Origin of the sequence: Niabella aurantiaca DSM 17617 (assembly GCF_000374125.1) — a bacterium.
GTDB lineage: Bacteria > Bacteroidota > Bacteroidia > Chitinophagales > Chitinophagaceae > Niabella > Niabella aurantiaca.
Genome location: NZ_KB893625.1, coordinates 305554 through 329097, shown reverse-complemented (window position 1 = coordinate 329097; position 23544 = coordinate 305554). Strand labels below are relative to the sequence as shown.

Sequence of the window (23544 nt, the reverse complement as noted above, 5' to 3'; positions counted from 1 at the left end):
TGTAACAGGATGATGCAATCGCTTTCCTGGTTAAAAATCTTTGGTCTTCCGCAACCGTTCTGGCTCCCGGGCTACAGCAGTTTCACTCTTTCAACCGGTTGTTTGGCTAATATACTTATTTTTTGCAATTTATGAACAAGCATCCTGGTGGTTTATATATTCCTTAACAAAGGCATTTAACAAGCGGGCCTGGGGACGTAATTACACTGGTTACAAAAGTTTTTGTTATAAAACATTTTGCAACAGTAGACTTTGTAACAAAATTGTTACAAAGTCTACTGCATTGTTGAACGCTGTAACCACGGGGGTCTGAAAACTCCCGTACCACCAATACAGGGCCGGAGCTGGGCACACCATCCGCAATGAAGCTAAGGACAACGCACCGGCCACACCTGGCGCTCCATAAACAGCCTGCTGCCCTGCATGGCGCCGCCGCAGCGATCCGCCACGGCAGACAGCCGCTAAACAGCTGCCCCATGTACCACAGCACAAGTGAGTGGTCCCGCTTTCAGCGGGATACCGCTGCCACTGGCACTGCAGCCAGGCTAATAAAAAAACACAGTTGATTAATGAAGCGTGAAGCGATACCGGTGTTAATTAAAGATGCCGTTCATTTCCGTTAGGATGACGGGCTTGCCGCCGGTTACCATAATGGTATGCTCGTGCTGGGCCATATAGCCGCCCTTGTTGCCCACCAGCGTCCAGCCATCGCTGAGCTCGGTGGCATAGGTGGAGCTGGTGGATATAAAGGTTTCGATGGCTACCACGGAGTTCTTTTTAAACCGCCGCTGATCAAACCGGTCCCGGTAGTTCAGCAATGCCTCCGGCTGCTCGTGCAGGCTGCGGCCGATGCCGTGCCCGCCCAGGTTTTTGATGACCCTAAAGCCGCTCTTTTTGGCTTCCGTTTCCATCAGGTGGCCGATGTCTGCAATTTTTACACCGCCTTTAATGTGGCTGATGGCCTGCTTTAATATGGCTTTGGAGGCGGCTACCAGCTGCTGATGCTGATGGATGTCGTTCCCGAGGAGAAAGGAAGCGCCATTGTCTGCCCAAAAGCCGTTCAGCTCCGCAGACACATCAATATTTACCAGGTCGCCTTCTTTTAAGATGCGCTTGTGGGAAGGGATGCCGTGGCAAAACTCGTTATTAACGCTGATGCAGGCACAGCCGGGGAACCCATAGGTGAGCCGCGGCGCGGGCCGGGCGCCCAAACCGGCCAGGATGGCTGCCCCGTAATCGTCCAGCGCTTTGGTGCTCATGCCGGGGCGGGCATGATCCATCATTTGTTTTAATGTATGGGCAACGGCTTTGCCGGCCTGCTGCATACCGGTAAGCTCGGATTCTTTTGTTATGGACATAGTCGCTTTTTTTTGCGCCCGCCGGGGCCGTTTTACGGTTGCAAATTTACCGCTTATTTTTTGCAGGCAGTACAGGGGCCGGGGGAAAACTGCGCCGGCCTCCCTCTTCCTTATATACCCGGCCGGATCCGCCATCCTGCAAATGCCCCAACGGATACCGGGAACACACAACCGCTAATACACTCATTTTTAAGCACATAATTTAGTTTATCTAAAGGTGTATTTTTTTGCTCCCGCTTTTGTATCTTCGCCGCTACGCCTTTCCGGATAAATGAAACGATCCGTAGGGCACTGAAGTTTAACGAATTATAGAATCTTTTCTGAAAAGAAAAACAAAAAATGAACATTAATGGATCCCTTAATAATTGGTTTAATCGTGGGCGGCCTGGTATTGGGCGTTCTCTTAGGTAAATTGATCTTTGCTAAAAATACAAGACAAAAAATTGAAGAAGCGGAATTAAAAGCAGATACCATACTTAAAGAAGCCGGACTAAAAGCAGAGACCATCCGGAAGGAAAAAGAGCTGGAAGCCAAAGAACGTTTTGTTTCGCTAAAAGCCACGCACGAAAAAGAGGTGAACGACCGTAACCGGAAACTGACCGAAACGGAGAACCGCATCAAACAAAAAGAACAATCGCTGAACCAGAAAGAGTCCAATGCGGAAAAGCAGATCAAGGAAAACGACGCCATCAAGGAAAACCTGAACCGCCAGATTGAACTGGTGAACAAAAAGCGGACCGAGCTGGAAAAACACCAGGAAGAGCATATCCGCCGCCTGGAAAAAATTGCCGGCCTCTCTGCCGAAGAAGCCAAAAGCCAGCTGGTAGAAAGCCTTAAGAACGAGGCCCAGACCCAGGCCATCGGTCTGCAGCAGGAGATCATTGATGAGGCCAAACAAAAAGCCAACAAAGAAGCACGCAAGATCATTATACAAACCATCCAGCGTACGGCTGCCGAGCAGGCCATTGAAAACTCGATTACCGTTTTTAACCTGGAAAGCGATGAAGTAAAAGGCCAGATCATCGGTCGCGAAGGCCGCAATATCCGCGCCCTGGAAGCCGCTACGGGCGTGGATCTTATAGTAGACGATACTCCGGAGGCCATCCTCCTCTCCTGCTTTGACCCGCTGCGGCGCGAAATTGCCCGGCTGAGCTTACAGCGCCTGGTTACGGACGGACGGATCCACCCGGCCCGCATTGAGGAAGTAGTGGAAAAAACCCGCAAACAGATCGAAGAGCAGGTGATGGAAATCGGTGAACGTACGGTGATCGACCTGGGGATCCACGGTCTGCATAAGGAGCTGGTAAGAATGGTGGGCCGTATGCGCTACCGCTCTTCTTACGGGCAAAACCTGCTGATGCACAGCCGGGAAACGGCCAACCTTTGTGCCATCATGGCTTCGGAGCTGGGGCTTAATCCCAAGCTGGCAAAGCGCGCCGGCCTGCTGCACGATATTGGTAAAGTACCCGATGAAGAATCGGAACTGAGCCACGCATTGCTGGGGGCAAAACTGGCGGAAAAATATGGCGAGAACCCTGCCGTGGTCAATGCCATTGCCGCGCACCACGATGAAACAGAAATGCAATATGTGATCTCGCCCATTGTACAGGCCTGCGATGCCATCAGCGGTGCACGCCCGGGCGCACGCCGGGAGATCATGCAGCAATACCTGCAACGGATCAAAGACCTGGAAAACCTGGCCACCAGCTATCCGGGTGTAGAAAAGGCCTATGCCATCCAGGCGGGCCGTGAGCTGCGCGTTATTGTTGAATCGGACAAAGTAAGCGACCAGGACAGCGATAAGCTTTCTTTTGAGATCGCTCAAAAGATACAGACGGAAATGACCTTCCCCGGCCAGATCAAAGTAACCGTGATCCGCGAAAAAAGAGCGGTGAACGTAGCACGGTAACCGTAACTGAAATAATGATTATAGAAGACCTCCCTTACGGGAAGTCTTCTTTTTTTATCGGCTAACAACAGTGCCGCTGATCATGGCCTGCTTATGTTTCTTTTGACAATTTATTGTAATAAACAATCGTTAAACCGGTTTTTAAATTGAATGGCCCTGCGTATTTTCGGAGCCTTATAAAAAATTGACATTAACCTTTTAAAAACTGAATTATGAAGACAAGACTGCTCATGATGGCCCTGATGCTCGGTGGTCATTTTTATGCAACAGCCCAGGTAGAAAAAGGATCCACACTTATTGGAGGAAACATTTCGTTCACCAGCAAAAACAATGACACCACCGGTAAAACAGGTGGAGGGACGGCTGTTATAAAAGCAGGCCGGGCATTTTCTGAGAACGTCGTATGGGGCATCTTCGGCATTTTCAGCCATTCCGTCACCCGGTCATCTTCCAGCGTTCCCCGTACGCATGGTTCCCTCTATGGCGGAGGTATTTTTAACCGGCTGTACAAACCCTTAGGTAAAGGCTTTAACCTTTTTGGTGAATCCTCGTTGATGTATGCGCATACAAGATCCACACTGCCTTACGACGATCGAAAAGCTACTATAGACCAGGTAGGGCTTGGGTTTGCTCCCGGCATTTCTTACCAGATCCTCGATTGGGCGCAGCTGGAATTGTCGCTTCCCGACATCCTCTCTGCCAGCTATATAAGGGCCCGGCCCGTTTGGGGAGACACGCAACCTAAAAACAACAGCTTTGCAGTAAGCACCAGTTTGAAAGGAAGTACCGCCGACCTGCTGGGGCTTGGCTTCACGCTCCTCTTCTGACCCCAATTTTCATCAATAGCTACCCATTCTTCAGGCACATGCTACCCTTGTGCTCCACTATCTAAAATTCCATCATGAAAAAAGAAATATTTATAACCATTGCACTTGTTCTTTGCGCCTTTATAAACAGCAATGCCCAAACCGGCAAGGGATCAACCCTCATCGGGGGAGGCTTTTATTTTAATAACAACCAGTACAGCGCCGGCAACGATACAAAATCGGGAGCCGCGCAGCTGAAGATCGGTCATGCGTTTGTACCAAACGTTCTCTGGGGGGTGCAGGGCGGTTACCTCTTCGGCGATCAAACCTATACTGCCACGTCGGGAAACTCCGGCTTCTCCGTGGGGGTGTTTAACCGTTTATATAAACCATTGAGCAATGCCTTCCAGCTCTTCGGGGAATCTGCACTGGGCTATGCCCGTTCCAACGACCAGGTAAACCTGGATAATAATATTAAATATACGCAGGATGCAGCGGGGCTAAGCTTTACCCCCGGGCTGTCATACAGCGTTCTGGACTGGGCCCGCATCGAGCTGATGCTGCCCAATATCTTTGCGGTGAACTATACCCAAAACCGTACAGCGAATAACGCAAAGGAAAAAATCTTTGCGGCAACCACCAGCCTTAGCGGGGAAGCGCTGAACACACTTGGTGTAGGTTTTAGCGTTGTTTTTTAAGCAGCTTTCTAAAAATAAATTTCCGAAACAGCCGGTTATTTTCGCGGATTTTCTTCGCAGATCCCCGTTAATGAGCTCTTTTCTGCGATTGGTCTGCGCCATTCCATCTAACAATCCGGTTTTTGCGTTTTTTAAGCTCACTGATGACACAGATTTTCACAGATTTGTATTGGATCGTTTTAAGGCTGTAAAATCCGTAAGACCCTTTTACATATATCCGGTTGTTAGTGGCAGCGTTTTATCGTTTAATAGCTGCTGATCTGCGGGGAGTAGTCAGCATTACTATTTTTTGCAGACTCATTTTTAAACAGTTTCTAACAAACCGTTTAAAAACGATCCGGGAGGATCCGTATAACCATTAAAAGGTACCCGCTTTTTATCGCCGCTGCTTGGGGCTTTGCTGTAGCCGTCATCTATAAAAAGCGGGGGCAAGCGATCCTTTTAGCAAAAGAGGCATAGCCTCGAAAGATCCGGCAAGAACGGGTTTCAACCCGTTCACACGTCCAAAAGAGCAACAGAGAGCCATGGGCTCGGGGCATAATGATCCGTGCTGATGGCACTTATGAAATTACGGCCTCGTTAAAGCCGCGCTAAAGCGCGGCTTTAACGACAACGATGCGCCGGATGGCGCTTATAGGGAGCATCAAAATTTTATTTCTAAACAGCTTCTAACAAACCGGTCTCATGAATTTAATCTCCCGTTTCCATAACCTTAGCCTTACCTTTGCTCCTGATTTATGAAGGAGCAAAGGTTTATCCGTTTATTAATACTCGGACTATTATCAGCGATCGGCCCGTTTTCCATCGACATGTACCTCCCGGGTTTCCCGGACATTGCAAAAGACCTGCACACAGACGTCAGCAAAGTATCCCTGACCCTCTCTGGTTTTTTCATCGGCATTTCCGTAGGACAATTATTATACGGCCCGCTGCTGGACAAATACGGGCGTAAACGGCCGCTTTATATCGGCATGGCCTTATATATACTGGCATCCTTTGGCTGTGTGTTCGCCGGCTCCATTGAAATGCTGATCGGCCTGCGTTTTTTACAGGCCATTGGCGGCTGTGTGGGCATGGTAGCTTCCCGGGCCATTGTAAGGGATCTCTTTGATGTAAAGGAAAATGCCAAGATCTTTTCCCTGCTGATGCTGGTGGTGGGCGTATCTCCCATCATTGCCCCAACGGCAGGCGGCTACCTTGCTTCCGCATTTGGCTGGCAGTCGATCTTTGTGGTACTGGGCATCATCGGAACGGTGATCCTCGCGATGGTGCTCTTTTTACTGCCCGAGTCCAAAGCACCTGACCCGCACTATTCCCTTTATCCCCGGGCCATTCTGGGAAAATTCGGGATGGTATTTAAAGAGCGGCAATTTGTTACCTATGCCGTTGCGGGGTCTTTTACGGCAGCCGGGCTTTATGCCTATATTGCCGGCTCCCCCCATGTGTTTATGGAGCTCTTCGGGGTAAGCGAAAAAGTCTATGGCTGGATCTTCACCATCGTGGCCGCCGGACTGGTCACCGCCACTCAGATCAATGCCCGGATCCTGAAAAAATATTCCAGCGAATATATAACGCCAAGAGCGGTGGGTTTCCAGACCCTTACCGGGATTTTACTGCTGACCGGTTTTGCCCTGGGCTGGTGGGGCCTGTACAGCAGCATCCTGCTCTGCTGTATATTCCTGGCCTGTCAGGGATTTACTTTTCCCAATGCCTCTGCCCTGGCCATTGCACCCTTTCATGAGAATGCGGGCAGCGCTTCTGCATTGCTGGGCGGCATCCAGATGGCAGTGGGCGCCCTGAGCACGGTGATGGTAAGCCTGTTCCATAATGAAACCGCAGTGCCTATGGGCGGCATCATGGCATTTTGCGCCTTTACGGCCCTCTGTGTGCTGCTCTTTGGCAGGCGGGTCATCAAAAAAAGAAATGAATCTATTGAAAGCCAAACAGTTGATATGCTGAAGCGCCTGTAGAAAACGGACGCAGCAATATCTGCTCTTTTTTTTGGAAAATATTAAATTCCTTGCTACCTTTGCATCCCGATAATAAAAAATCGGGAATAAAAATTCAGAGTTATGAGCAGCGCTATAGATTTTGTACACGAACAACTGACTCCCAAAAAGACCTTCCCTGCTTTTAAAGCCGGCGACAACATTACCGTTAATTATAAAATTATCGAGGGTAATAAAGAAAGGATCCAGTCTTTTAAAGGAGATGTAATTAAAAAACAGGGAAACGGAAGCACTGCTACTTTCACTGTTAGAAAGATCTCTGACGGTATTGGAGTAGAGAGGCTGTTCCCTTTTACATCCCCCAATATCGACTCCATCGTGCTGAACAAAGTAGGCCAGGTGCGCCGTGCAAAACTGTTCTATCAAAGAGAGCGTTTTGGTAAAAGCGCCCGTATCCGCGAAAAGCGCATGGCCGTTGCTGCAAAAGCGGCAAAAAAAGCTTAATTACAACAGATTCCAATATATTCAGATCCCGCTTTGGCGGGATTTTTTATATCCGTACCTACCGTCTGCCCGTTCTGTAAAAAAACAGCAAAACCCCGTCTCCGGCATACCTTATAAACCCAATACCTGCCGCTGATAAAAAATATCAAAAATCCGCGGTGTTTTCAGAACAATTGCAACTTTTTAACGTAATATTCTTAAGAAATCTTCAAACTTATATTTAATCGTTCAGATTACGATACAAAACGTATATTTGAACACTAATTTTTACAGATCATGGCAAATTTTCAATTATTGGGTGCGTTGGGTACAAACGAGATCATTATCATAATGGTTATTGTGCTGTTGTTATTCGGAGGTCGCAAAATTCCTGAATTGATGAGAGGTTTGGGTAAGGGCGTTCGCGAGTTTAACGACGCAAAAGACAACGTAAAAAGAGAGATCGAGGAGAGCGCCAATACGATTTCGTCTGAGCCGAAAAGACCCGCCTCTTCCACCCAGGAATAAGACCCGGTTTTTTAACATCTGATAACTGACTACAAAAGCGATTTTCTTTTGCAGGACTTTATTTCTATTGCCCGGTACCAAGCCCAGCTGCAAAACGGGGAGACCTCCTGTAAAGCTGCTGTTGAGGCCTACCTGAAAAAGATTGAAGAAAACAAGCACCTCAATGCCTTTATTGAAGTATATGCTGACGAAGCGCTGCAGCGTGCGGCCGCTTTAGATGCCTTGCCTGCCCCGCAGGGAAAGCTGCATGGGGTTGTGGTGGCGCTTAAAGATGTGATCTGTCATAAAGGACATGCTGTTTCCGCAGCTTCCCGGATACTGGAAGGATTTACATCTGTGTTCTCTGCCACGGCGGTTGAGCGGCTCCTGGCCGAAGGAGCCATCATCATCGGGCGCGTCAACTGCGACGAGTTTGCTATGGGGTCTACCAACGAAAATTCCGTTTATGGCAAAGTGCTGAATGCGGCAGACGAGAGCCGGATCCCGGGCGGATCTTCCGGCGGATCGGCCGTTGCGGTGCAGGCAGGTCTTTGCATGGTATCCTTGGGAAGCGATACCGGCGGATCTGTGCGACAGCCGGCAGATTTTTGCGGCATCATCGGGCTGAAACCCACCTATGGGCGGGTATCCCGGTACGGACTGATCGCCTATGCCTCTTCTTTTGACCAGATCGGGATCATTGCCAAAACAATCCCGGACACGGCCCTGGTGCTGGAAGTGATCTCCGGCGCGGATGAATACGACAGCACCGTTTCGCAGCAGCCGGTTCCGGCCTATGTACAGGACCTTGAAGAAGATCGGTCGTATAAGATCGCTTATTTTCCCGAAGCCCTCGAACATGAAAGCCTGGACCCTGAGATCGGCAAGGCCATTAAAAACCAGCTGAGCAGCTGGGAAGCCGCAGGCCACACCATTACCCCGGTACACTTTGACCTGCTGGACTATATTGTTCCTACCTATTACGTACTGACCACAGCCGAAGCCTCCTCCAACCTTTCGCGGTTTGATGGTGTCAAATACGGCTACCGTTCGGCCGGAAGCGATCTTTCCGAACTGGACGATTTTTATAAAAAGAACCGCTCCGAAGGATTTGGAAAAGAGGTAAAAAGAAGGATCCTCCTGGGAAACTTTGTTTTAAGCTCGGGCTACTATGACGCCTACTTTACCCAGGCTCAAAAAGTACGGCGCATTTTAACAAATAATTTACAATTGATTTTCAAGGAGTTCGATTTTATTTGTTTGCCCACCTCCCCCGCTGTGGCCTTTAAGATCGGCGAAAAGGCCCAGGACCCCATCGCGATGTATATCGCTGATATATATACCGTTATGGCCAACCTCTCCGGTATTCCGGCCATCTCCCTCCCGTTATTTACCCATCCAACCAACGGGATGCCTTTTGGCGTCCAGTTAATGGCGGCTCCGTTTAAAGAGCTATCTTTGCTGTCTTTTAGCAACAATAATTTAAGCACAGCTTCGTTATCTTAGAGCCTACACTCCAGACTGCGTTTTTTATTAAAGCACAAATTATTAAAACACGACAGAAAAATAATGACCCGGAATAAGTTGATCGTTTTTATCGGCAGCTCAGTGGCATCGCTTTGCGCCATGACCACGGTGCATGCACAATTGAGCCCCGTAAAGGAAACGGTAGCGGCGCCCGCTGCACCGGCAGAACAGCTGGTAAAAGCAGATCCAAAAGCAGGCTTTAAGGATCTGTTCGAAAACGCAGACCTCAAAACGGCCAGTTTTAAAGGGATGAAAACGGAGCACCTGAATCCCAAAGCCATCAGTTTTGTAAAAGATTATATTGACCGTCATGCGGATGATCTTAAAGAATTAAGATCCTGGGCAAGACCTTATTTTGATATGATGGACGATGTGCTTTCCCAGAACAATATTCCTAAAGAGCTCAAATACCTCGCAGTAATCGAATCCAACCTGAAAGCATCGGCCGTTTCCTGGGCCGGAGCCGTTGGGCCCTGGCAGTTTATGCCGGCAACAGCGCGCGGGCTGGGCCTGCACGTTTCCCGTGGCCGGGATGAGCGGACCAATTACCTGAAAAGCACACAGGCTGCCAGCAAATACCTGAACTATCTTTTTAACTTATACAAGGACTGGCTGCTGGTAGTAGCGGCGTACAATTGCGGGCCCGGACGTGTAAACTCAGCCATCAATAAAGCCGGCAGCAATGATTTCTGGGACCTCCAGTATTACCTGCCCGCAGAAAGCCGTAACCATGTAAAGAAATTTATTGCCACCCATTATATCATGGAAGGTCAGGGTGGTGTAACGACCGTTTCCCGGGAACAGGCCCTGGCAATGATGAAGACCGTAAAAGATGAAGCCACCCAGCAGAACGTAGCCGTTCAGACCATCAGCGGACGTTATAATGCAAAAGCCATTGCCAAATACCTGGAAATGAGCCTGGCCGACTTTAATAAGCTGAATCCCAGCCTGGATAAAGTACTGGCATCCAACAGTACCTACCAGCTGAAACTTCCCGAAGAAAAAATAAACATCTTCCTCGAAAAGAAAAATGAGATGCTGAATGAATCCATTCAGATGCTCATTAATCCCGAGTACAGGAATTGAGTGTGCAATTTGAGATTTAATTACCGATATTCCACAGGATTGTGTCCTGTGGATTTTTTATTGCCGGATACAGAACGGACCTGCAATCAATCCTGTTCCGAATGCCGCTGATTCGCAGGCCGGCAGCAACCATCCACGGTAATACGATAGTGAAATTTATTATAGATCAAAACAATGCGTTGCGTCTTTGCCCCGTTGCGTCTTTGCGGGAAACTTTTCGGGCTCATTAAAATATCACTTCGTATAAAAAGCCAAAAATAATCTGCGAACCTGTGGCGAAAGCTTTCTCTCCCGCCGGATCTTTTGCCCCGGCATTTTGTTTTAACGCAGAACTTTTTTACTTTTAAAAAGGATTCTTAAACAGATGCTTGTTATAAAAGAACCCCATTCAAATTAAATTAAATTTTTCATGCTTATGAAACAACTGTTCCTCCTCCTGACGGCCTTATGCGCTACCACCCTTGTCTTTTCGCAGGCCCGGCTTATGGAAAAGGTAGCCGCCAGCGATAACGACGTGGTCATTCCTTACAGCCGCTACCAGCTTCCCAACGGGCTTACCCTGATCGTTCATGAAGATCACAGCGACCCGCTGGTGCATGTGGATGTTACGTATCATGTGGGGTCTGCCCGGGAAGAGATCGGGAAATCGGGATTTGCCCATTTTTTTGAGCACATGATGTTCCAGGGTTCGGATCATGTGGGTGATGAGCAGCACTTTAAGATCATTACCGAAGCCGGCGGAACACTGAACGGCACCACCAACCGCGACCGCACCAATTATTTTGAGACCGTTCCTAAAAACCAGCTGGAAAAAATGCTGTGGCTGGAAGCCGACCGGATGGGCTTTTTGCTGGATGCCGTGACCCAGCAGAAATTTGAAGTGCAGCGCGCTACAGTTAAAAATGAAAGGGGGCAAAACTACGACAACCAGCCCTACGGCCTGGTATTTGAAAATACCAGTAAAAATCTTTATCCCTATGGTCACCCCTATTCCTGGCTGACGATCGGGTACATCGAAGATCTGAACCGGGGCAACGTCAACGACCTTAAAAATTTCTTTTTACGCTGGTATGGTCCCAATAATGCCGTGCTGACGGTGGGAGGCGATGTGAACACCGCCGAGGTGGTAAAGATGGTCGAAAAATATTTCGGCAGCATTCCTTCGGGCCCGGCTGTAAAGAATATGGGACCGATGATCCCCACGCTGAGCCAGGACCGCTATGTTACCATGGTAGACCAGTACGCCAAATTGCCCCGCCTGCAGGTCGTGTACCCCGCACCGGAAATGTACACCAAGGAAGAAGCCGCCCTTGACTGCCTTGCAGAGATCATTGGCCAGGGAAAGAACTCGCTGCTTTACCAGAAGCTGGTAAAAACACAGCAGGCATTGGGAGCCAGTGCCTATAATATGGGGTCGGAGCTGGCAAGCGAATTTACCGTCAGTGTTACCCCGGCAAAAGGCAAAACCCTCAAAGAGATGGATGAAGTCGTAAAGCAGGTATTTGCTGATTTTGAAAAAAGAGGGGTTACACAGGCCGATGTTGATAAATTCAGATCCGGTATCGAATCCCAAACCATCTACGGCCTGGAGTCCGTAAGCGGCAAAGTATCCCGCCTCGCATCCTTTTACACGTTTACCGGTAATGCCAATTTTATTACAAAGTACCTGGAAAACTATCGCTCCGTTACGCCACAGGATGTGATGAATGCTTATCACAAATACATCAGGGGAAAAGGCTCCGTAAGATTGAGTGTGGCCACCAAAGACGATCCGGACAATATTGCGGGTGACTCCAAATATGCGATCGACAAAAGCGGTTATACCACCCCGGACTACGGCTATGCCGCGCTCACCTACAATAAGGCCAAAGATGATTTCGACCGGAGCAAGATGCCACCTGCAGGAAACGATCTTGCGGTATCGGCCCCCGAGTTCTGGAAAGAACAAAAAAACGGCATCCACTATATTGGCAGCCCGCTTAAAGAAATACCGGTAGTAAATATCATCATCGGCATCCGTGGCGGAAAGCTTGCCGAACCCGCTGAAAAAAGCGGGCTGGCGGCACTGTTTGCTGCGATGATGAATGAAGATACAAAACAGCGCTCTGCGGAAGACTTCAGCAAAGAGCTGGAATTGCTGGGCAGCTCCATCTCCGTTAACGCTGCCACCGATGCTACCAATATTACAGTGCGCAGCCTGGAAAAGAACCTGGGACCAACCCTGGCGCTCCTGGAAGAACGTATCCTGCAGCCCCGCTTTACCGAAGCCGCCTTTAACCGGCTCAAAAACCAGTACATCGAAGGCTACAAAAACAACCTGACCCGGCCGGCAAGTGTGGCTTCCGCTGTTTACAGCAAGTTGCTGTTTGGGAACAGCGCTTTTGGCCGCAGCTTTTACGGTACCGATAAAACACTGGCCGGCATCACCCTGCAGGATATCGAAAACTTTTATGCCCGGAGTTTTTCCGTTACAGACGCCGAGGTGATCGTTATCGGCGACATCCCGAAGCAGGAGATTCAGGCCAAAACAGCATTCCTGACCAAACTGCCAAAAACAGCACCGGCGGTAAAACGGCTGCCCGATTTTAAACCCGGTCCTGCAATGACCGGCAAACCCACCCTTTATATTGTTGATTTTCCGAAATCCGCCCAAACCGAGTTCCGGATCGGAAGCCGGACCGGTATGAAGTTCGACGGAACGGGCGACTATTACAAGTCCGGCATCACGAACTACCCGCTGGGCGGCGTGTTCAACAGCCGGCTGAATCTTTACCTGCGGGAAGAAAAAGGCTGGACCTACGGCGCCGGCTCCTATTTCAGCGGTAATAAGTACATAGGTTCCTATACCTTCTACTCAGGCATCAAAGCCGCTGCAACCGACAGCGCACTGCACGATGTTCTGCACATCATCGGTGAATACCGGGACAAAGGTGCTACACAGCAGGAGCTGGATTTTACCAAGAGCGCCAAGCTCCAGAGCGAGGCCCGTAAGTATGAAACCGGTTACCAGAAGGCCTATTACCTGAGGGATCTTTTAGAATACCATCTGCCCAGGGATATTGCCGCAAAACAAACGGCCATCTTAAAAGATTTCAAGCTCGATGAGCTGAACCGGCTTGCAGGGTCAAAGATGGCCGATCCCCGCAACATGATCATCCTGCTGGTGGGAGACCAGACGTGGCTGAGCCCCCAAACAAAGGAGCAGTTCCATATTGTTCTTTTAGATAAGGAGGGCAATCCCGTTCAGTAAACGGTGCCAGATGCAAAAGACTCATCAGCCTTCCGGCAACGGGAGGCTTTTTTATATGCCGAAAAAATTAACAAAACAGGAGCGTACGATTCTATAACTTAGATCGCATACAATGGCACTGCATGCTGGAAATGACAAATATTCTAAAGCGGTACAACCGGCAGTTGATCCTGGACATCCCGCTGCTGCGCCTCAACAAAGGCATTTACTGGCTTAAGGGTGGGAACGGAACCGGCAAAACAACCTTTTTAAAAATGATCGCGGGCCTGATCCCCTTCCAGGGAAACATCATTGTTAATTCGGTATCACAACGGTCTGCTCCCCTGGCTTACCGGCGGCAGACCAGCTGGGTAGAAGCGGAGCCCTTATACCCGGGCTTCTTAACGGGAAATGAGCTGATAGCGCTGTACCGGCAGATCAGGGATGCAGACAGTGATGTCCTCACAACGCTGATCCGTTTGCTGGGAGCCGATTCCTATATGTATAACAAAACTGCAACATACTCCGCCGGTATGCTCAAAAAACTATCCCTGATATTGGCGTTCACCGGCAACCCGGAGCTAATCCTGCTGGACGAGCCTTTTATTACACTGGACGCTCCCGCCTGCGATGCCCTGGTGCAGCTGATCCTGGAGCGCCACCGGCAACAGGGCCGCTCTTTTATCCTGAGTTCGCACCAGGACCCCGGGCCGGACCTGCGCTCCAACTGCCGGGAACTGCTCATAAATCATCAAACCCTTGTCTGTTGAAACCCCCGTTCCGTATATTTTACCGGTCGCTGATCAAACCCTTTTACCGGGAAAATGCCGGCACTTTTGTATTCGTTTTCACCATGTTCTTTTTTATTGTAGGAACGGTAGACGGCGCAGGGCTTTTTAAATATCACTACGGGCTCATCAGGGCTTTACTAAGTATTAATGCATTTCTGGCAGCCGTGCTGCTGCTATGGATCCTGTATGCACGCAAATGCGCCGTGTTTATTGCCCGGTGCCTCCGGCAGCCGCCCTACCAGTTTATGGCTATTTTCCGGAACCTTCCGCGCCATCAGCAATACCTGCTTTTTTTCATTACCGACTTTGTGCTGCTTTTACCGCAAATCTTTTATATGCTCCTGGTCATTACCGAGGGCTTCTGCCTGCGTTTGTTCCCTTCAACAGGCATTGTGCTGTGCGCCCTGATCATTTTTTGTTCATTGTTGCCTGCATGGCATGTTTATGCGCTCAACCACCCTGAAAGAAGCACCGGAAGGATCCGGTTCTTCCGGATGTACCGGGTATCCCTTTATCCACAGATCCTGATCCGGGCAGTTCTGCAAACACAAAAGCTCGTTTGGCTGGGCATCAAACTATTCACCGGTACCCTGCTGTATTTCATGGCGGTGAACAATCGCCTTACCAATGATGATATACAGCTTACTTTTTTGCTTTTCAGCTTTGGCGTGCTGGCCAACGGCGTATTCATTAATCGCCTCCGTATGTTTGAAGAGCACTATCTCTCTTTTTACCGGGGCCTGCCGGTATCGCTGGCAAACCGGTTCCTGCAATACGCGCTCGTTAGCCTGTTCCTGGTCCTTCCGGAAGCCGGGCTCCTCTGTTTCCTGGCACCTGCGCACATCAGCGCCGGCAATGCCCTGGCATTTGGGTTCTACGCTTTTTCAACCCTCCTGCTTTTGACCGCCATCAGTTTTGTAAAGCTGACCACATTAAAGCACTCTATACGCATCCTGCTGCTTATATTCTTCACCGGTTATTTCCTGATGATGGCCGCCGGCGTTGCCCTGATCAGTATCCTGTACGCCTGTGGCGCCATCGTTCTTTTCAGAGCTGCTTATTACCGGTGCGGAACAGGCATTTCATAAACCCGGTGCCCCTGCTGTATCACCCGCTGCCTTCTTTGTCGCAACAATTTCCCCGTTGGTCTACACAGCGCCCCGCTCCCTGCGCCCGCGGGCTACTTTTGTTCTGCAATACCACTCCGCCGGAAAAACGGCGTCTGTGGCCATTCATCACCTTAAAAACAAACGTCATGTTTATTACATTTTTTATCATCAGCCGCATCCTTTTGATCGCCTGCTTTGTGCTGGTCATCGGTTATGTTTTCGGTTCTTTTTCCGGTAACAAAACGCTTACCCTTCTTACCAGGATCTCAGCCATCCTGCTACTGGTGGGTTTTATCGCGGTGAATATTGTTGCCTTCAGGTTCCGGGCAGGCGGATCGCGTTTTCATAACGGTTTTTGCAAGGACCCGCACCCGGTGGATTCCGGCTACTATTACAGGGGAAACCGGATGCCTTAAAAGAACGGCCTTCCCATCACCGGTTGCACTGACCGGGGCATTGCCTCAAACGGGAATGTCCCGGTCATTTTTAACAAGGCCGAACAGTACCCGGCGTTTAAAAATTTTGTAGCTTTAAACAGCGCCCTTTGTACAGCAACAATGACCATCCACAAACAACATATCAACGGGATCCTTCATATCCTGATCTGGAGCGCCTTTTTATTGCTTCCTTACATCATCGGCTCCGCCGGCGATCAATACAGGATCGGGGTACTGCCCGGTGTCGTATTTACCCTCTTTGGGATCATCCATCTCTTTGTCTTCTACACCAATGCGTTCTACCTGGTTCCAAAATACCTGAACCGCAGGTGCTGGTGGCTCTATATACCCGCGGCCCTTGTGCTGATCATCTTATCGCTGGTGCTCAAATTCATGCTGCTCAGAACCGGCTATCCGGCACTGCTGCAGAACCGCGCGGTTTACCGGTTTTTGTTTGCCCCATCCATCGGCATCTTCATCCTCAGCCTCGTTTACAGGAAGGTGATCGACCGCATCCGGTTTGAAAAACAGCAAAAAGAAAGAGAAGCCGAAATGCTCATGACGGAATTAAAATTCCTGCGATCGCAGATCAGCCCGCATTTTCTTTTTAATGTAATGACCAACCTGGTGTCGCTGGCCCGGAAGCGGTCGGAGCAGCTGGAGCCGGCCCTGCTCACCCTTTCGGAATTTATGCGCTACATGGTATATGATACACAGGGGAAAAAAGTGGCGCTCTCAAAGGAGACCGGGCATCTGAAAAGTTATATTTCATTACAAAAATTACGGTTTGGGAATGAGCTCCGGATCGAGGACCAGATAGCGGCAACGGAAGATCATTACCAGATAGAACCGATGCTATTGGTTCCGTTTGCAGAAAATGCATTCAAGCACGGAGCCCAACAGGACGACGGAGCGCGGATCCTTATCCGCCTGGAAGTGATCAACGGTCAATTGCATTTTGAGATCATAAATGACCTGCCGGCTCAAAAGAACAGTACAGAAGAAGGAAGCCATGGTGTGGGGCTGGCCAATGTAACCGCAAGGCTGGAATTGCTGTATCCTCAAAGACATGCGCTACAGATCACTCAAAGCGAAAGGGAATTTCATGTGTACTTAAAACTGGATTTATGATGATACGGACCGTTATCGTGGACGATGAACAGCTGATCAGGGAACTATTGCAGGATTCCCTGGGCCAGGTTCCTTATATTGAAGTGATCCGTACCTGTAAGAATGCATTAGAACTTTCCCGGTATCTGCAGACCGAACCGATCGACCTCCTTTTCATGGATGTACAGATGCCGGGGATAAACGGCATCCGGTTCCTCCATACGCTGGAGCACCCGCCCATGATCATTATGGTGACCGCTTATGAGCAATATGCCTTGCAGGGTTTTGACCTCAACGTGGTGGACTATATTCTAAAACCTTTTTCTTTTGAACGGCTCCTGAAGGCCTGCAACCGTGCACAGGAATTATTTCAGCTTAAAACAGCAAAAAATACCGGTACAGCGCCCGCACCGCAATACCTTTTTGTAAATGTGGAATATACGCTTGTTAAAATAGTGATCGCCGACATTCTGTATGTGGAAGGACTGAAAGACTATATCAAGATCCACCTTTCCACCGCTTCCCGGCCCGTAGTTACCCGCATGACCCTAAAGGCCATAGAGGAAAAACTGCCGCGGGGCAGTTTTGCACGCACGCACAAATCTTACCTGGTGGCGCTTTCAAAAATCACGGTCATCAAACGGGATCTTGTATGCCTGGGCAATATCGAGATCCCGGTGAGTGAGTCCTGCAAGGAGCCGCTCCTGCAGGCGGTAAAACAGTTTGAAAACAACCGGTAGCGGTCTACCAGCCTGTTTACGCCCGGCCTTCCAGTACTGCCCGGATCGCTTTGGCTTTTAACAGGCATTCTTCCCACTCCTTTTCCGGGTCGCTGTAAATGGTGATCCCCGATCCGACCTTATAGGAAAGATATGCCGCCGGTTCGTTATACATCAGGCTCCGGATCACTACATTAAAATCAAAATCGCCATTGGGCCGTATATAGCCCAGCGCCCCCGAGAAAATACCCCTTTCCGTTTTTTCATACCGGCGGATCAGCTGCATCACGCGGATCTTTGGCGCCCCGGTCATAGAGCCCATGGGGAAGGTGGCATCCAGGATATCAGCCATAGTAACGCCCTCCCGCAGCGTCCCGGAAACGGTTGAGATCATCTGGTGCACCTGTGCAAAGCTATAGATCCCGAAAAGCTCATCTACCTGTACGGATCCTTCGCTGCAGATACGGGACAGGTCGTTCCTGACCAGATCCACTACCATTACATTCTCCGCCCGGTCCTTTTCGCTTTGAAACAGCTGCGCCTGTTCTTCCTGCAGGCCCGCAGCGTCGGTCCTGCTTCGCAACAGGGTCCCTTTGATGGGCTGACTGATGAGCTGGTCCCCCTTTTTTTTCAGGAATCTTTCCGGACTGGCACAGATCAGCCACTGGCCATGCAGCCGGTATAAACCGGCAAAAGGATTGGGTGAATGTGCGGCAAGCCGGCGGTAGATATCCGGGGCATCGATGGCCGCACCTTCCGTAAAAAACTCCACGCAATAGTTGATCTCATAACAGTCGCCCCGGTGAATATGTTCCTGCAGCTTTTTTATGGTTTGCAGGTATTCTTCTTTTGTTACCCGGCAGCGGACGGGTTCCTGTAAATGCGGTGGCCGCGGTACGATCGCTACCTCGCAGCACAGCTCTTTATAAACGGCCGCCGGATCCTGCCCCTCAATAAAAAGCCGGCCGCCGGTTGCATAGACCACGCATTCCGGTTCAAAGAAGAAGCCTCCGGGAAAATCTACTGCCTTCTCGTTTTGAGAAGCCGGCCCGGCTGTTCCCGCATACAGTTCATAGTTCCAGTGGCCCAGCAGCCATTGCCTTTTTTCCTTTACCAATGCATCAAACCGCTCCAGCGCCTCATGACCCGAAAGCGTGATCTGCCGCCGGATGCCGGCCCCGGCAAGAAAATCAAAATCTCCATCCGGAAACTCACAGGAGTCCAAAAAGCAAAAAGTGTTAAACCGTCTTAACCAGTTTAACACTTTTGTCTTTATGAAGACCGTGTCGTCGAGCGGAAAACTTTGGCCTGCTATCAGTTCACTATCCAATGTTTCTTATTAAATTCTGCCGGATGATCCTTACCGGAAATCATCGTCGTCATCAAAATCATCATCATTGTTGCCGAAGAGGTCATCGAACTCCTCGTCTGGTTTAAACTCCTCTTCGTCCTCATCATACGATTTCTTACCCTTGCCACCCGATTTTGATTTGGATTTCGGAATGTCAAATTCTTCAAAATCCTTGTCCCAATCCTCATCATCTTCCACTTTATCCCAATCATCATCCACATCATCAAGATCATCCTCATCATCGTCGTCATCATTTTTTGAAGCCTTCCCTTTTTTTCCTTTTGCGGGCGTTTTTTCCTCCTCCTCGTAAAGATCCTCTTCATCCTCTAATTCATCCTCTTTTTTCTTCGGTTTTGAGGACGCTTTTTCCGCAGGCGCATTTCCTGCACTTGTCTTCTTGTCTGTTCCAGTTGACTTATTTGATTTTGCCATAACCTAATAAAATCTGATAAATGAAAATGTAAATTTTAATCGAAGTTTTTAATTCTCCAAATTTTTTAAACTGATTTTTATGAATTAAATTTTGATCAATTGTTCCCTTTCCGGACCGTTGGAAATGTACTTTACAGGAACCCCAAGATAATCATTGATAAAGGTGATGTATTGCTTCATTTTTTCCGGCAATCCTTCATAGGATTTTGCCCCGGAGATATCGGCATGCCATCCATCAAAGGCCTCAAACTTTGCCTGATAAGCGGCAAGGTCCAGGCGCAGCGGTACTTCGCGGATCTCCTGTCCGTCCAGCGCGTATGCCGTGCAAACTTCCAGCTTTTCAAAATGGTCCAGCACATCTGCCTTGGTCATCACCAGCTGGGTAACGCCGTTGATCATGCAGGCAAAATCCAGGGCAACCAGGTCGATCCAGCCACAACGTCTGGGACGGCCGGTAACGGCTCCGTATTCTTTACCAATATCCCGCAGGCGCTGACCGTCCTCATTATCCAGCTCCGAAGGAAAGGGGCCGCTTCCCACACGCGTACAATATGCTTTTGTAATACCGATCACTTCTTTGATATGCTGCGGCGCCACGCCCAGCCCGCTGCACACACCGGCAGAGATCGTATTGGAAGAGGTTACAAAGGGGAACGTGCCAAAATCCACATCCAGCATGCTGCCCTGGGCGCCTTCGGCCAGTACCTTTTTTCCTTCCTTCAGCAGCTTGTTGATAAAATATTCACCGTTTACAATATTCAGTGTTTTCAGGAATTCGATGGCCTTAAAGAAGTCGGCCTCATCCTGGCTGATATCCTCATCAAAACCATAGGAGTTCAGCAGTATATAATGTTTTTCTTTCAGCGCCTCGTACATATTCCTGAAGTCGGGGTTCAGGATGTCGCCCACCCGCAATGCATTCCGGCCGGTTTTGTCCATATAGGCCGGGCTGATTCCTTTTAAGGTAGAACCGATCTTGCTTTTGCCTTTGGCCAGCTCCGATGCTTTGTCCAATGCCCGGTGCGTAGGAATGATGAGGTTGGTACGCTCCGCTACGTAAAGATTTTTCTTCAGGTCGCCTTCAAATTTTGTAAGCTGCTCGCATTCCTTTTCCAGGGAAATCGGATCCAGCACCACCCCATTACCGATAAGGTTGATCTTTCCTTCATTGAAGATCCCGGAAGGGATCTGGCGCAGCACCAGCCTTTCTCCGTTCCGGTAAAGGGTATGACCGGCATTGGGGCCACCCTGAAAACGTGCTACTACGTCATAGTCCTTTGCAAAAAAGTCTACAATCTTGCCTTTGCCCTCATCACCCCATTGCAGACCCAGAATAACATCTATCATTATGAACTTTTTATTATCTTAAAGCTGCAAAAATAGAGGTTTGAAGGCGAAAGTTTACAAGTTGATTTGTTTAAAAGTTAACGGGGAAGCTCTCAAGGATCGGGAGCCGTTTTTGGGGGTTCATGTTTAAGGTTCCGGAACGGCAATTCCGGAGCGTTTAACGCTTTACGCGGAAGCCCCCTGCCTCAAAAACGGATAGCATCATAAACAAACCACCAGTTGTTAGTTAAACCCTCATCGTATCCCCGGTAAAATTCAGCATAACCAATGTAAAACATCAAATCGGAAAGCACGGAGATCCGGTTGCTGCTGCATCCCGGGTCCAAAACCCCGTTGCTCTTTTGCATTCTTACGTTCAATATTTTTCTTTTCTCCGCTTACTTTGCCGGCAGGTCCTCCGTATCGTACCGTTCCACCGATTCAATGCCATCCAGGTCTTTCAGCCGGTTCACCAGCTCATCCAGTTCTTCCTTATCGTGTACATATACTTTGATGTTCCCTTCAAACAACCCTTCAGAAGCTTCGATGGTCAGGGCTGCGATATTGATCTTGAGCTCGGCGGAAATAAGGCTGGTGATCTTGCTCACCACACCCACGTCATCCATACCGATGATCCGGACACCGGTCAGGAACGAGATCTCCTTGTTCTTCGCCCATTTAGTCTTTACGATGCGGTGCCCGTAATTAGCCAGCAGTTTTGGGGCATTGGGGCAATTGGTCCGGTGGATGGCCAGCCCCTTCCCCGTGGTGATGAACCCGAAAACGTCATCTCCCGGGATGGGTTTGCAACAGTTGGCCAGGTGGTACATGATCTTATCGCTGCTTTCCCCGAAAATGATCAGTTCGGTGTCCTGCTTATTGTTATTCTGTGCCGGGGTATGGCTTTCTATTTTGTTTTCCTGGACAATTTTTACCGGCCGCGGATATTCGATCCGGTCGCCGATCACCTTAAACTCCTTGAGTTCTTTGAGGTCGATATTTTTGATCGCCACCTGGTAGAACAGCTCCAGGTTGGAATGCAGCTTGTAGAACTGCACCAGCTCATCCAGGTTCGCCTGCTGCACGGATACCCCCATTCCCTCCAGCTTCCGCTGAATGGTATACCGGCCTTCATCCGCTACTTTTTTCTTTTCTTCCTTAAGCGCTTCTTTTACTTTGGCCTTGGCCTTGGCAGTCACTACAAACGACAGCCAGTCTTCCGAAGGCGTCTGTTTATTGCTGGTAATGATCTCCACCTGGTCGCCGCTGCGCAGCTTATAACTGATGGGGACCAGTTTGTGATTGACTTTGGCGCCGATCGTTTTGGCACCGATGGCCGTATGAATGGAAAAGGCAAAATCCAGCGCGGTACTGCCTACCGGCAGCATTTTGATATCGCCCTTGGGGGTATAAATGTAAATTTCCTCGGTGAGAAAACTCATTTTGAAATCCTGCAAAAAATCCACGCTGTCAGCGTCCTGGTTATACAGCACTTCGCGGATCTGCTGGAACCATTTATCAAAGCGGTTCTCATTGGCGCTGCCCTCTTTGTATTTCCAGTGGGCGGCCAGTCCTTTCTCCGCGATCTCATTCATCCGTTTTGTGCGGATCTGTACTTCCACCCATTTTCCCCGGGGGCCCATCACCGTGGTATGCAGCGCTTCGTAGCCATTGGATTTGGGATTGCTCACCCAATCGCGCAGGCGTTCAATGGAGGGGGTGTATTCATCCGTGATCAGGGAATAGACCTTCCAGCAATCTTCCTTCTCCCGCTCCTGCGGAGAGTTCAGGATGATCCGGATGGCAAAAAGGTCGTACACTTCTTCAAAGGTCACGCCCTTCTTTTTCATCTTGTTCCAGATGGAGTGGATGTTCTTGGGCCGGCCGTATATTTCAAAGTCAAACTTATTTTTTTCCAGCTTTTCCTTGATGGGCTTGATGAACTCGTTGATGTACCGGGTACGGTCGCGCTTGGTCTCGGCCAGTTTTTTTGCAATTTCTTTGTAGGTATCCGGCTCCAGGTATTTCATGGCCAGGTCTTCCAGCTCCGTTTTGATGCTGTACAGGCCCATACGGTGTGCCAGGGGGGCAAAGATATACACCGTTTCCGAAGCGATCTTTAGTTGCTTTTCCCGCTTCATGCTGTCCAGCGTGCGCATATTGTTCAGGCGGTCGGCCAGTTTGATCAGGATCACCCGGGGATCGTCGGTAAGCGTCAGCAGGATCTTCTTAAAATTTTCAGCCTGCTGGGAAGCCGAAGAATCGATGACATTCGAAATTTTGGTCAGGCCGTCCACGATCCGCGCTATTTCCGAACCAAATTCGCGCTCGATATCCTGGAGTGTGATATCGGTATCCTCGACGGTATCATGCAGCAATGCACACACGGTAGACCGCACGCCCAGCCCGATCTCTTCCACACATATTTTTGCCACAGCGATCGGATGCAGGATATAGGGTTCGCCGCTTTTTCGCCGCATGCTGCTGTGCGCGTCGGCAGCCATTTCAAAAGCCCGCCGCAGAATGTCTTTGTCGCCCGGTTTTATTTTGTCCTTAAGCGCGCGCAGTAATGCCCGGTACTCCCTCAGGATCAGCTTTTTTTCCTGCTCTTCGTTAAGGCTATATTTAGGTTTTTGTTCTACAGTTTTCATGCAATGATGGACACACTCCCCTTCCTTGTTTCTTTTTAACGATTCTTTCCTCCTGCTAAAATTACA

General features: G+C 49.4%; 20 protein-coding genes. 14 read left to right on the top strand and 6 right to left on the bottom strand.

All coding sequences use genetic code 11. The features are described 5' to 3' along the window. Positions 1–593: 593 nt before the first annotated feature. Positions 594–1358: a type I methionyl aminopeptidase gene (gene map / locus B160_RS0101375; RefSeq protein ID WP_026309440.1), complete on the bottom strand. Its 765-nt coding sequence runs from the start codon at positions 1356–1358 to the stop codon at positions 594–596. Between the two features lie 349 nt (positions 1359–1707). Here map and rny point away from each other — a divergent pair, with 349 nt between their 5' ends. From rny to B160_RS0101300, 11 genes are all read left to right on the top strand, one after another. Next, positions 1708–3267, top strand: a complete 1560-nt coding sequence (rny, locus tag B160_RS0101365) for a ribonuclease Y (protein ID WP_018626046.1) — start codon at positions 1708–1710, stop codon at positions 3265–3267. A 212-nt stretch (positions 3268–3479) separates the two neighbouring features. Further along, positions 3480–4094 carry a hypothetical protein gene (locus tag B160_RS0101360; protein WP_018626045.1) on the top strand — a complete coding sequence of 205 codons (615 nt, stop codon included), beginning with the start codon at positions 3480–3482 and terminating at the stop codon, positions 4092–4094. A 74-nt stretch (positions 4095–4168) separates the two neighbouring features. Beyond that, complete coding sequence (locus B160_RS0101355) at positions 4169–4771, top strand: hypothetical protein (protein ID WP_018626044.1); 603 nt, start codon at positions 4169–4171, stop codon at positions 4769–4771. 737 nt (positions 4772–5508) lie between these two features. Then, a complete protein-coding gene (locus B160_RS0101345; RefSeq protein WP_018626042.1) occupies positions 5509–6741 on the top strand; it encodes a multidrug effflux MFS transporter in 1233 nt (410 codons plus the stop codon). 102 nt (positions 6742–6843) lie between these two features. Next, positions 6844–7224 carry a 50S ribosomal protein L19 gene (gene rplS, locus B160_RS0101340; protein WP_018626041.1) on the top strand — a complete coding sequence of 127 codons (381 nt, stop codon included), beginning with the start codon at positions 6844–6846 and terminating at the stop codon, positions 7222–7224. Between the two features lie 276 nt (positions 7225–7500). Next, positions 7501–7731: a Sec-independent protein translocase subunit TatA/TatB gene (locus tag B160_RS0101330; RefSeq protein ID WP_018626039.1), complete on the top strand. Its 231-nt coding sequence runs from the start codon at positions 7501–7503 to the stop codon at positions 7729–7731. Between the two features lie 48 nt (positions 7732–7779). Then, on the top strand, positions 7780–9216 hold the full coding sequence (gatA, locus tag B160_RS0101325; protein WP_018626038.1) for an Asp-tRNA(Asn)/Glu-tRNA(Gln) amidotransferase subunit GatA: 1437 nt from the start codon (positions 7780–7782) through the stop codon (positions 9214–9216). 63 nt (positions 9217–9279) lie between these two features. Continuing rightward, on the top strand, positions 9280–10323 hold the full coding sequence (locus B160_RS30390; RefSeq protein WP_018626037.1) for a lytic transglycosylase domain-containing protein: 1044 nt from the start codon (positions 9280–9282) through the stop codon (positions 10321–10323). A 415-nt stretch (positions 10324–10738) separates the two neighbouring features. After that, positions 10739–13573 (top strand): M16 family metallopeptidase, encoded by a 2835-nt coding sequence (locus B160_RS0101310; RefSeq protein ID WP_245562134.1) that lies wholly within the window; start codon positions 10739–10741, stop codon positions 13571–13573. A gap of 122 nt (positions 13574–13695) precedes the next feature. Then, positions 13696–14322: an ABC transporter ATP-binding protein gene (locus B160_RS0101305; protein WP_018626034.1), complete on the top strand. Its 627-nt coding sequence runs from the start codon at positions 13696–13698 to the stop codon at positions 14320–14322. Then, on the top strand, positions 14319–15431 hold the full coding sequence (locus B160_RS0101300; RefSeq protein WP_018626033.1) for a hypothetical protein: 1113 nt from the start codon (positions 14319–14321) through the stop codon (positions 15429–15431). The genes B160_RS0101305 and B160_RS0101300 overlap by 4 nt, the downstream gene beginning before the upstream one ends. 19 nt (positions 15432–15450) lie before the next feature. On the opposite strand, the gene B160_RS31485 is transcribed toward B160_RS0101300, so the two are convergent. Beyond that, the gene (locus B160_RS31485) at positions 15451–15600 is read right to left on the bottom strand and encodes a hypothetical protein (RefSeq protein WP_018626032.1); all 150 of its coding nucleotides are present in this window, start codon (positions 15598–15600) and stop codon (positions 15451–15453) included. On the opposite strand from B160_RS31485, the gene B160_RS31480 reads away from it, so the two are divergent. The 3 genes from B160_RS31480 (at position 15599) to B160_RS0101275 (ending at position 17739) form a co-directional block, all read left to right on the top strand. Continuing rightward, positions 15599–15868 carry a hypothetical protein gene (locus B160_RS31480; protein ID WP_018626031.1) on the top strand — a complete coding sequence of 90 codons (270 nt, stop codon included), beginning with the start codon at positions 15599–15601 and terminating at the stop codon, positions 15866–15868. The two genes, B160_RS31485 and B160_RS31480, sit on opposite strands and share 2 nt — an antisense overlap. Before the next feature lie 141 nt (positions 15869–16009). Further along, complete coding sequence (locus B160_RS0101280; RefSeq protein WP_018626029.1) at positions 16010–17020, top strand: sensor histidine kinase; 1011 nt, start codon at positions 16010–16012, stop codon at positions 17018–17020. Continuing rightward, positions 17017–17739, top strand: a complete 723-nt coding sequence (locus B160_RS0101275) for a LytR/AlgR family response regulator transcription factor (protein WP_018626028.1) — start codon at positions 17017–17019, stop codon at positions 17737–17739. The genes B160_RS0101280 and B160_RS0101275 overlap by 4 nt, the downstream gene beginning before the upstream one ends. A gap of 16 nt (positions 17740–17755) precedes the next feature. Here B160_RS0101275 and B160_RS0101270 read toward each other — a convergent pair whose 3' ends face one another. The 4 genes from B160_RS0101270 to B160_RS0101250 form a co-directional block, all read right to left on the bottom strand. Further along, on the bottom strand, positions 17756–19048 hold the full coding sequence (locus B160_RS0101270) for an anthranilate synthase component I family protein (protein ID WP_018626027.1): 1293 nt from the start codon (positions 19046–19048) through the stop codon (positions 17756–17758). Between the two features lie 30 nt (positions 19049–19078). Next, a complete protein-coding gene (locus B160_RS0101265) occupies positions 19079–19501 on the bottom strand; it encodes a hypothetical protein (RefSeq protein WP_018626026.1) in 423 nt (140 codons plus the stop codon). An 84-nt stretch (positions 19502–19585) separates the two neighbouring features. Beyond that, complete coding sequence (locus tag B160_RS0101260) at positions 19586–20848, bottom strand: adenylosuccinate synthase (protein ID WP_018626025.1); 1263 nt, start codon at positions 20846–20848, stop codon at positions 19586–19588. A 377-nt stretch (positions 20849–21225) separates the two neighbouring features. Further along, positions 21226–23478: a RelA/SpoT family protein gene (locus B160_RS0101250; protein WP_018626023.1), complete on the bottom strand. Its 2253-nt coding sequence runs from the start codon at positions 23476–23478 to the stop codon at positions 21226–21228. Between the last annotated feature and the right edge of the window lie 66 nt (positions 23479–23544).

Excerpts from the sequence above, each read along its gene's own strand:
- rplS (WP_018626041.1), top strand. The coding sequence starts at position 6,844 with ATGAGCAGCGCTATAGATTTTGTACACGAACAACTGACTCCCAAAAAG.
- B160_RS0101260 (WP_018626025.1), bottom strand. The coding sequence starts at position 20,848 with ATGATAGATGTTATTCTGGGTCTGCAATGGGGTGATGAGGGCAAAGGC.
- B160_RS0101250 (WP_018626023.1), bottom strand. The coding sequence starts at position 23,478 with ATGAAAACTGTAGAACAAAAACCTAAATATAGCCTTAACGAAGAGCAG.
- B160_RS0101355 (WP_018626044.1), top strand. The coding sequence starts at position 4,169 with ATGAAAAAAGAAATATTTATAACCATTGCACTTGTTCTTTGCGCCTTT.
- map (WP_026309440.1), bottom strand. The coding sequence starts at position 1,358 with ATGTCCATAACAAAAGAATCCGAGCTTACCGGTATGCAGCAGGCCGGC.
- B160_RS30390 (WP_018626037.1), top strand. The coding sequence starts at position 9,280 with ATGACCCGGAATAAGTTGATCGTTTTTATCGGCAGCTCAGTGGCATCG.
- B160_RS0101345 (WP_018626042.1), top strand. The coding sequence starts at position 5,509 with ATGAAGGAGCAAAGGTTTATCCGTTTATTAATACTCGGACTATTATCA.
- B160_RS0101360 (WP_018626045.1), top strand. The coding sequence starts at position 3,480 with ATGAAGACAAGACTGCTCATGATGGCCCTGATGCTCGGTGGTCATTTT.
- B160_RS31485 (WP_018626032.1), bottom strand. The coding sequence starts at position 15,600 with ATGACGTTTGTTTTTAAGGTGATGAATGGCCACAGACGCCGTTTTTCC.
- B160_RS0101275 (WP_018626028.1), top strand. The coding sequence starts at position 17,017 with ATGATGATACGGACCGTTATCGTGGACGATGAACAGCTGATCAGGGAA.
- rny (WP_018626046.1), top strand. The coding sequence starts at position 1,708 with ATGGATCCCTTAATAATTGGTTTAATCGTGGGCGGCCTGGTATTGGGC.
- B160_RS0101310 (WP_245562134.1), top strand. The coding sequence starts at position 10,739 with ATGAAACAACTGTTCCTCCTCCTGACGGCCTTATGCGCTACCACCCTT.
- B160_RS0101305 (WP_018626034.1), top strand. The coding sequence starts at position 13,696 with ATGCTGGAAATGACAAATATTCTAAAGCGGTACAACCGGCAGTTGATC.
- B160_RS0101330 (WP_018626039.1), top strand. The coding sequence starts at position 7,501 with ATGGCAAATTTTCAATTATTGGGTGCGTTGGGTACAAACGAGATCATT.
- B160_RS31480 (WP_018626031.1), top strand. The coding sequence starts at position 15,599 with ATGTTTATTACATTTTTTATCATCAGCCGCATCCTTTTGATCGCCTGC.
- B160_RS0101280 (WP_018626029.1), top strand. The coding sequence starts at position 16,010 with ATGACCATCCACAAACAACATATCAACGGGATCCTTCATATCCTGATC.
- B160_RS0101265 (WP_018626026.1), bottom strand. The coding sequence starts at position 19,501 with ATGGCAAAATCAAATAAGTCAACTGGAACAGACAAGAAGACAAGTGCA.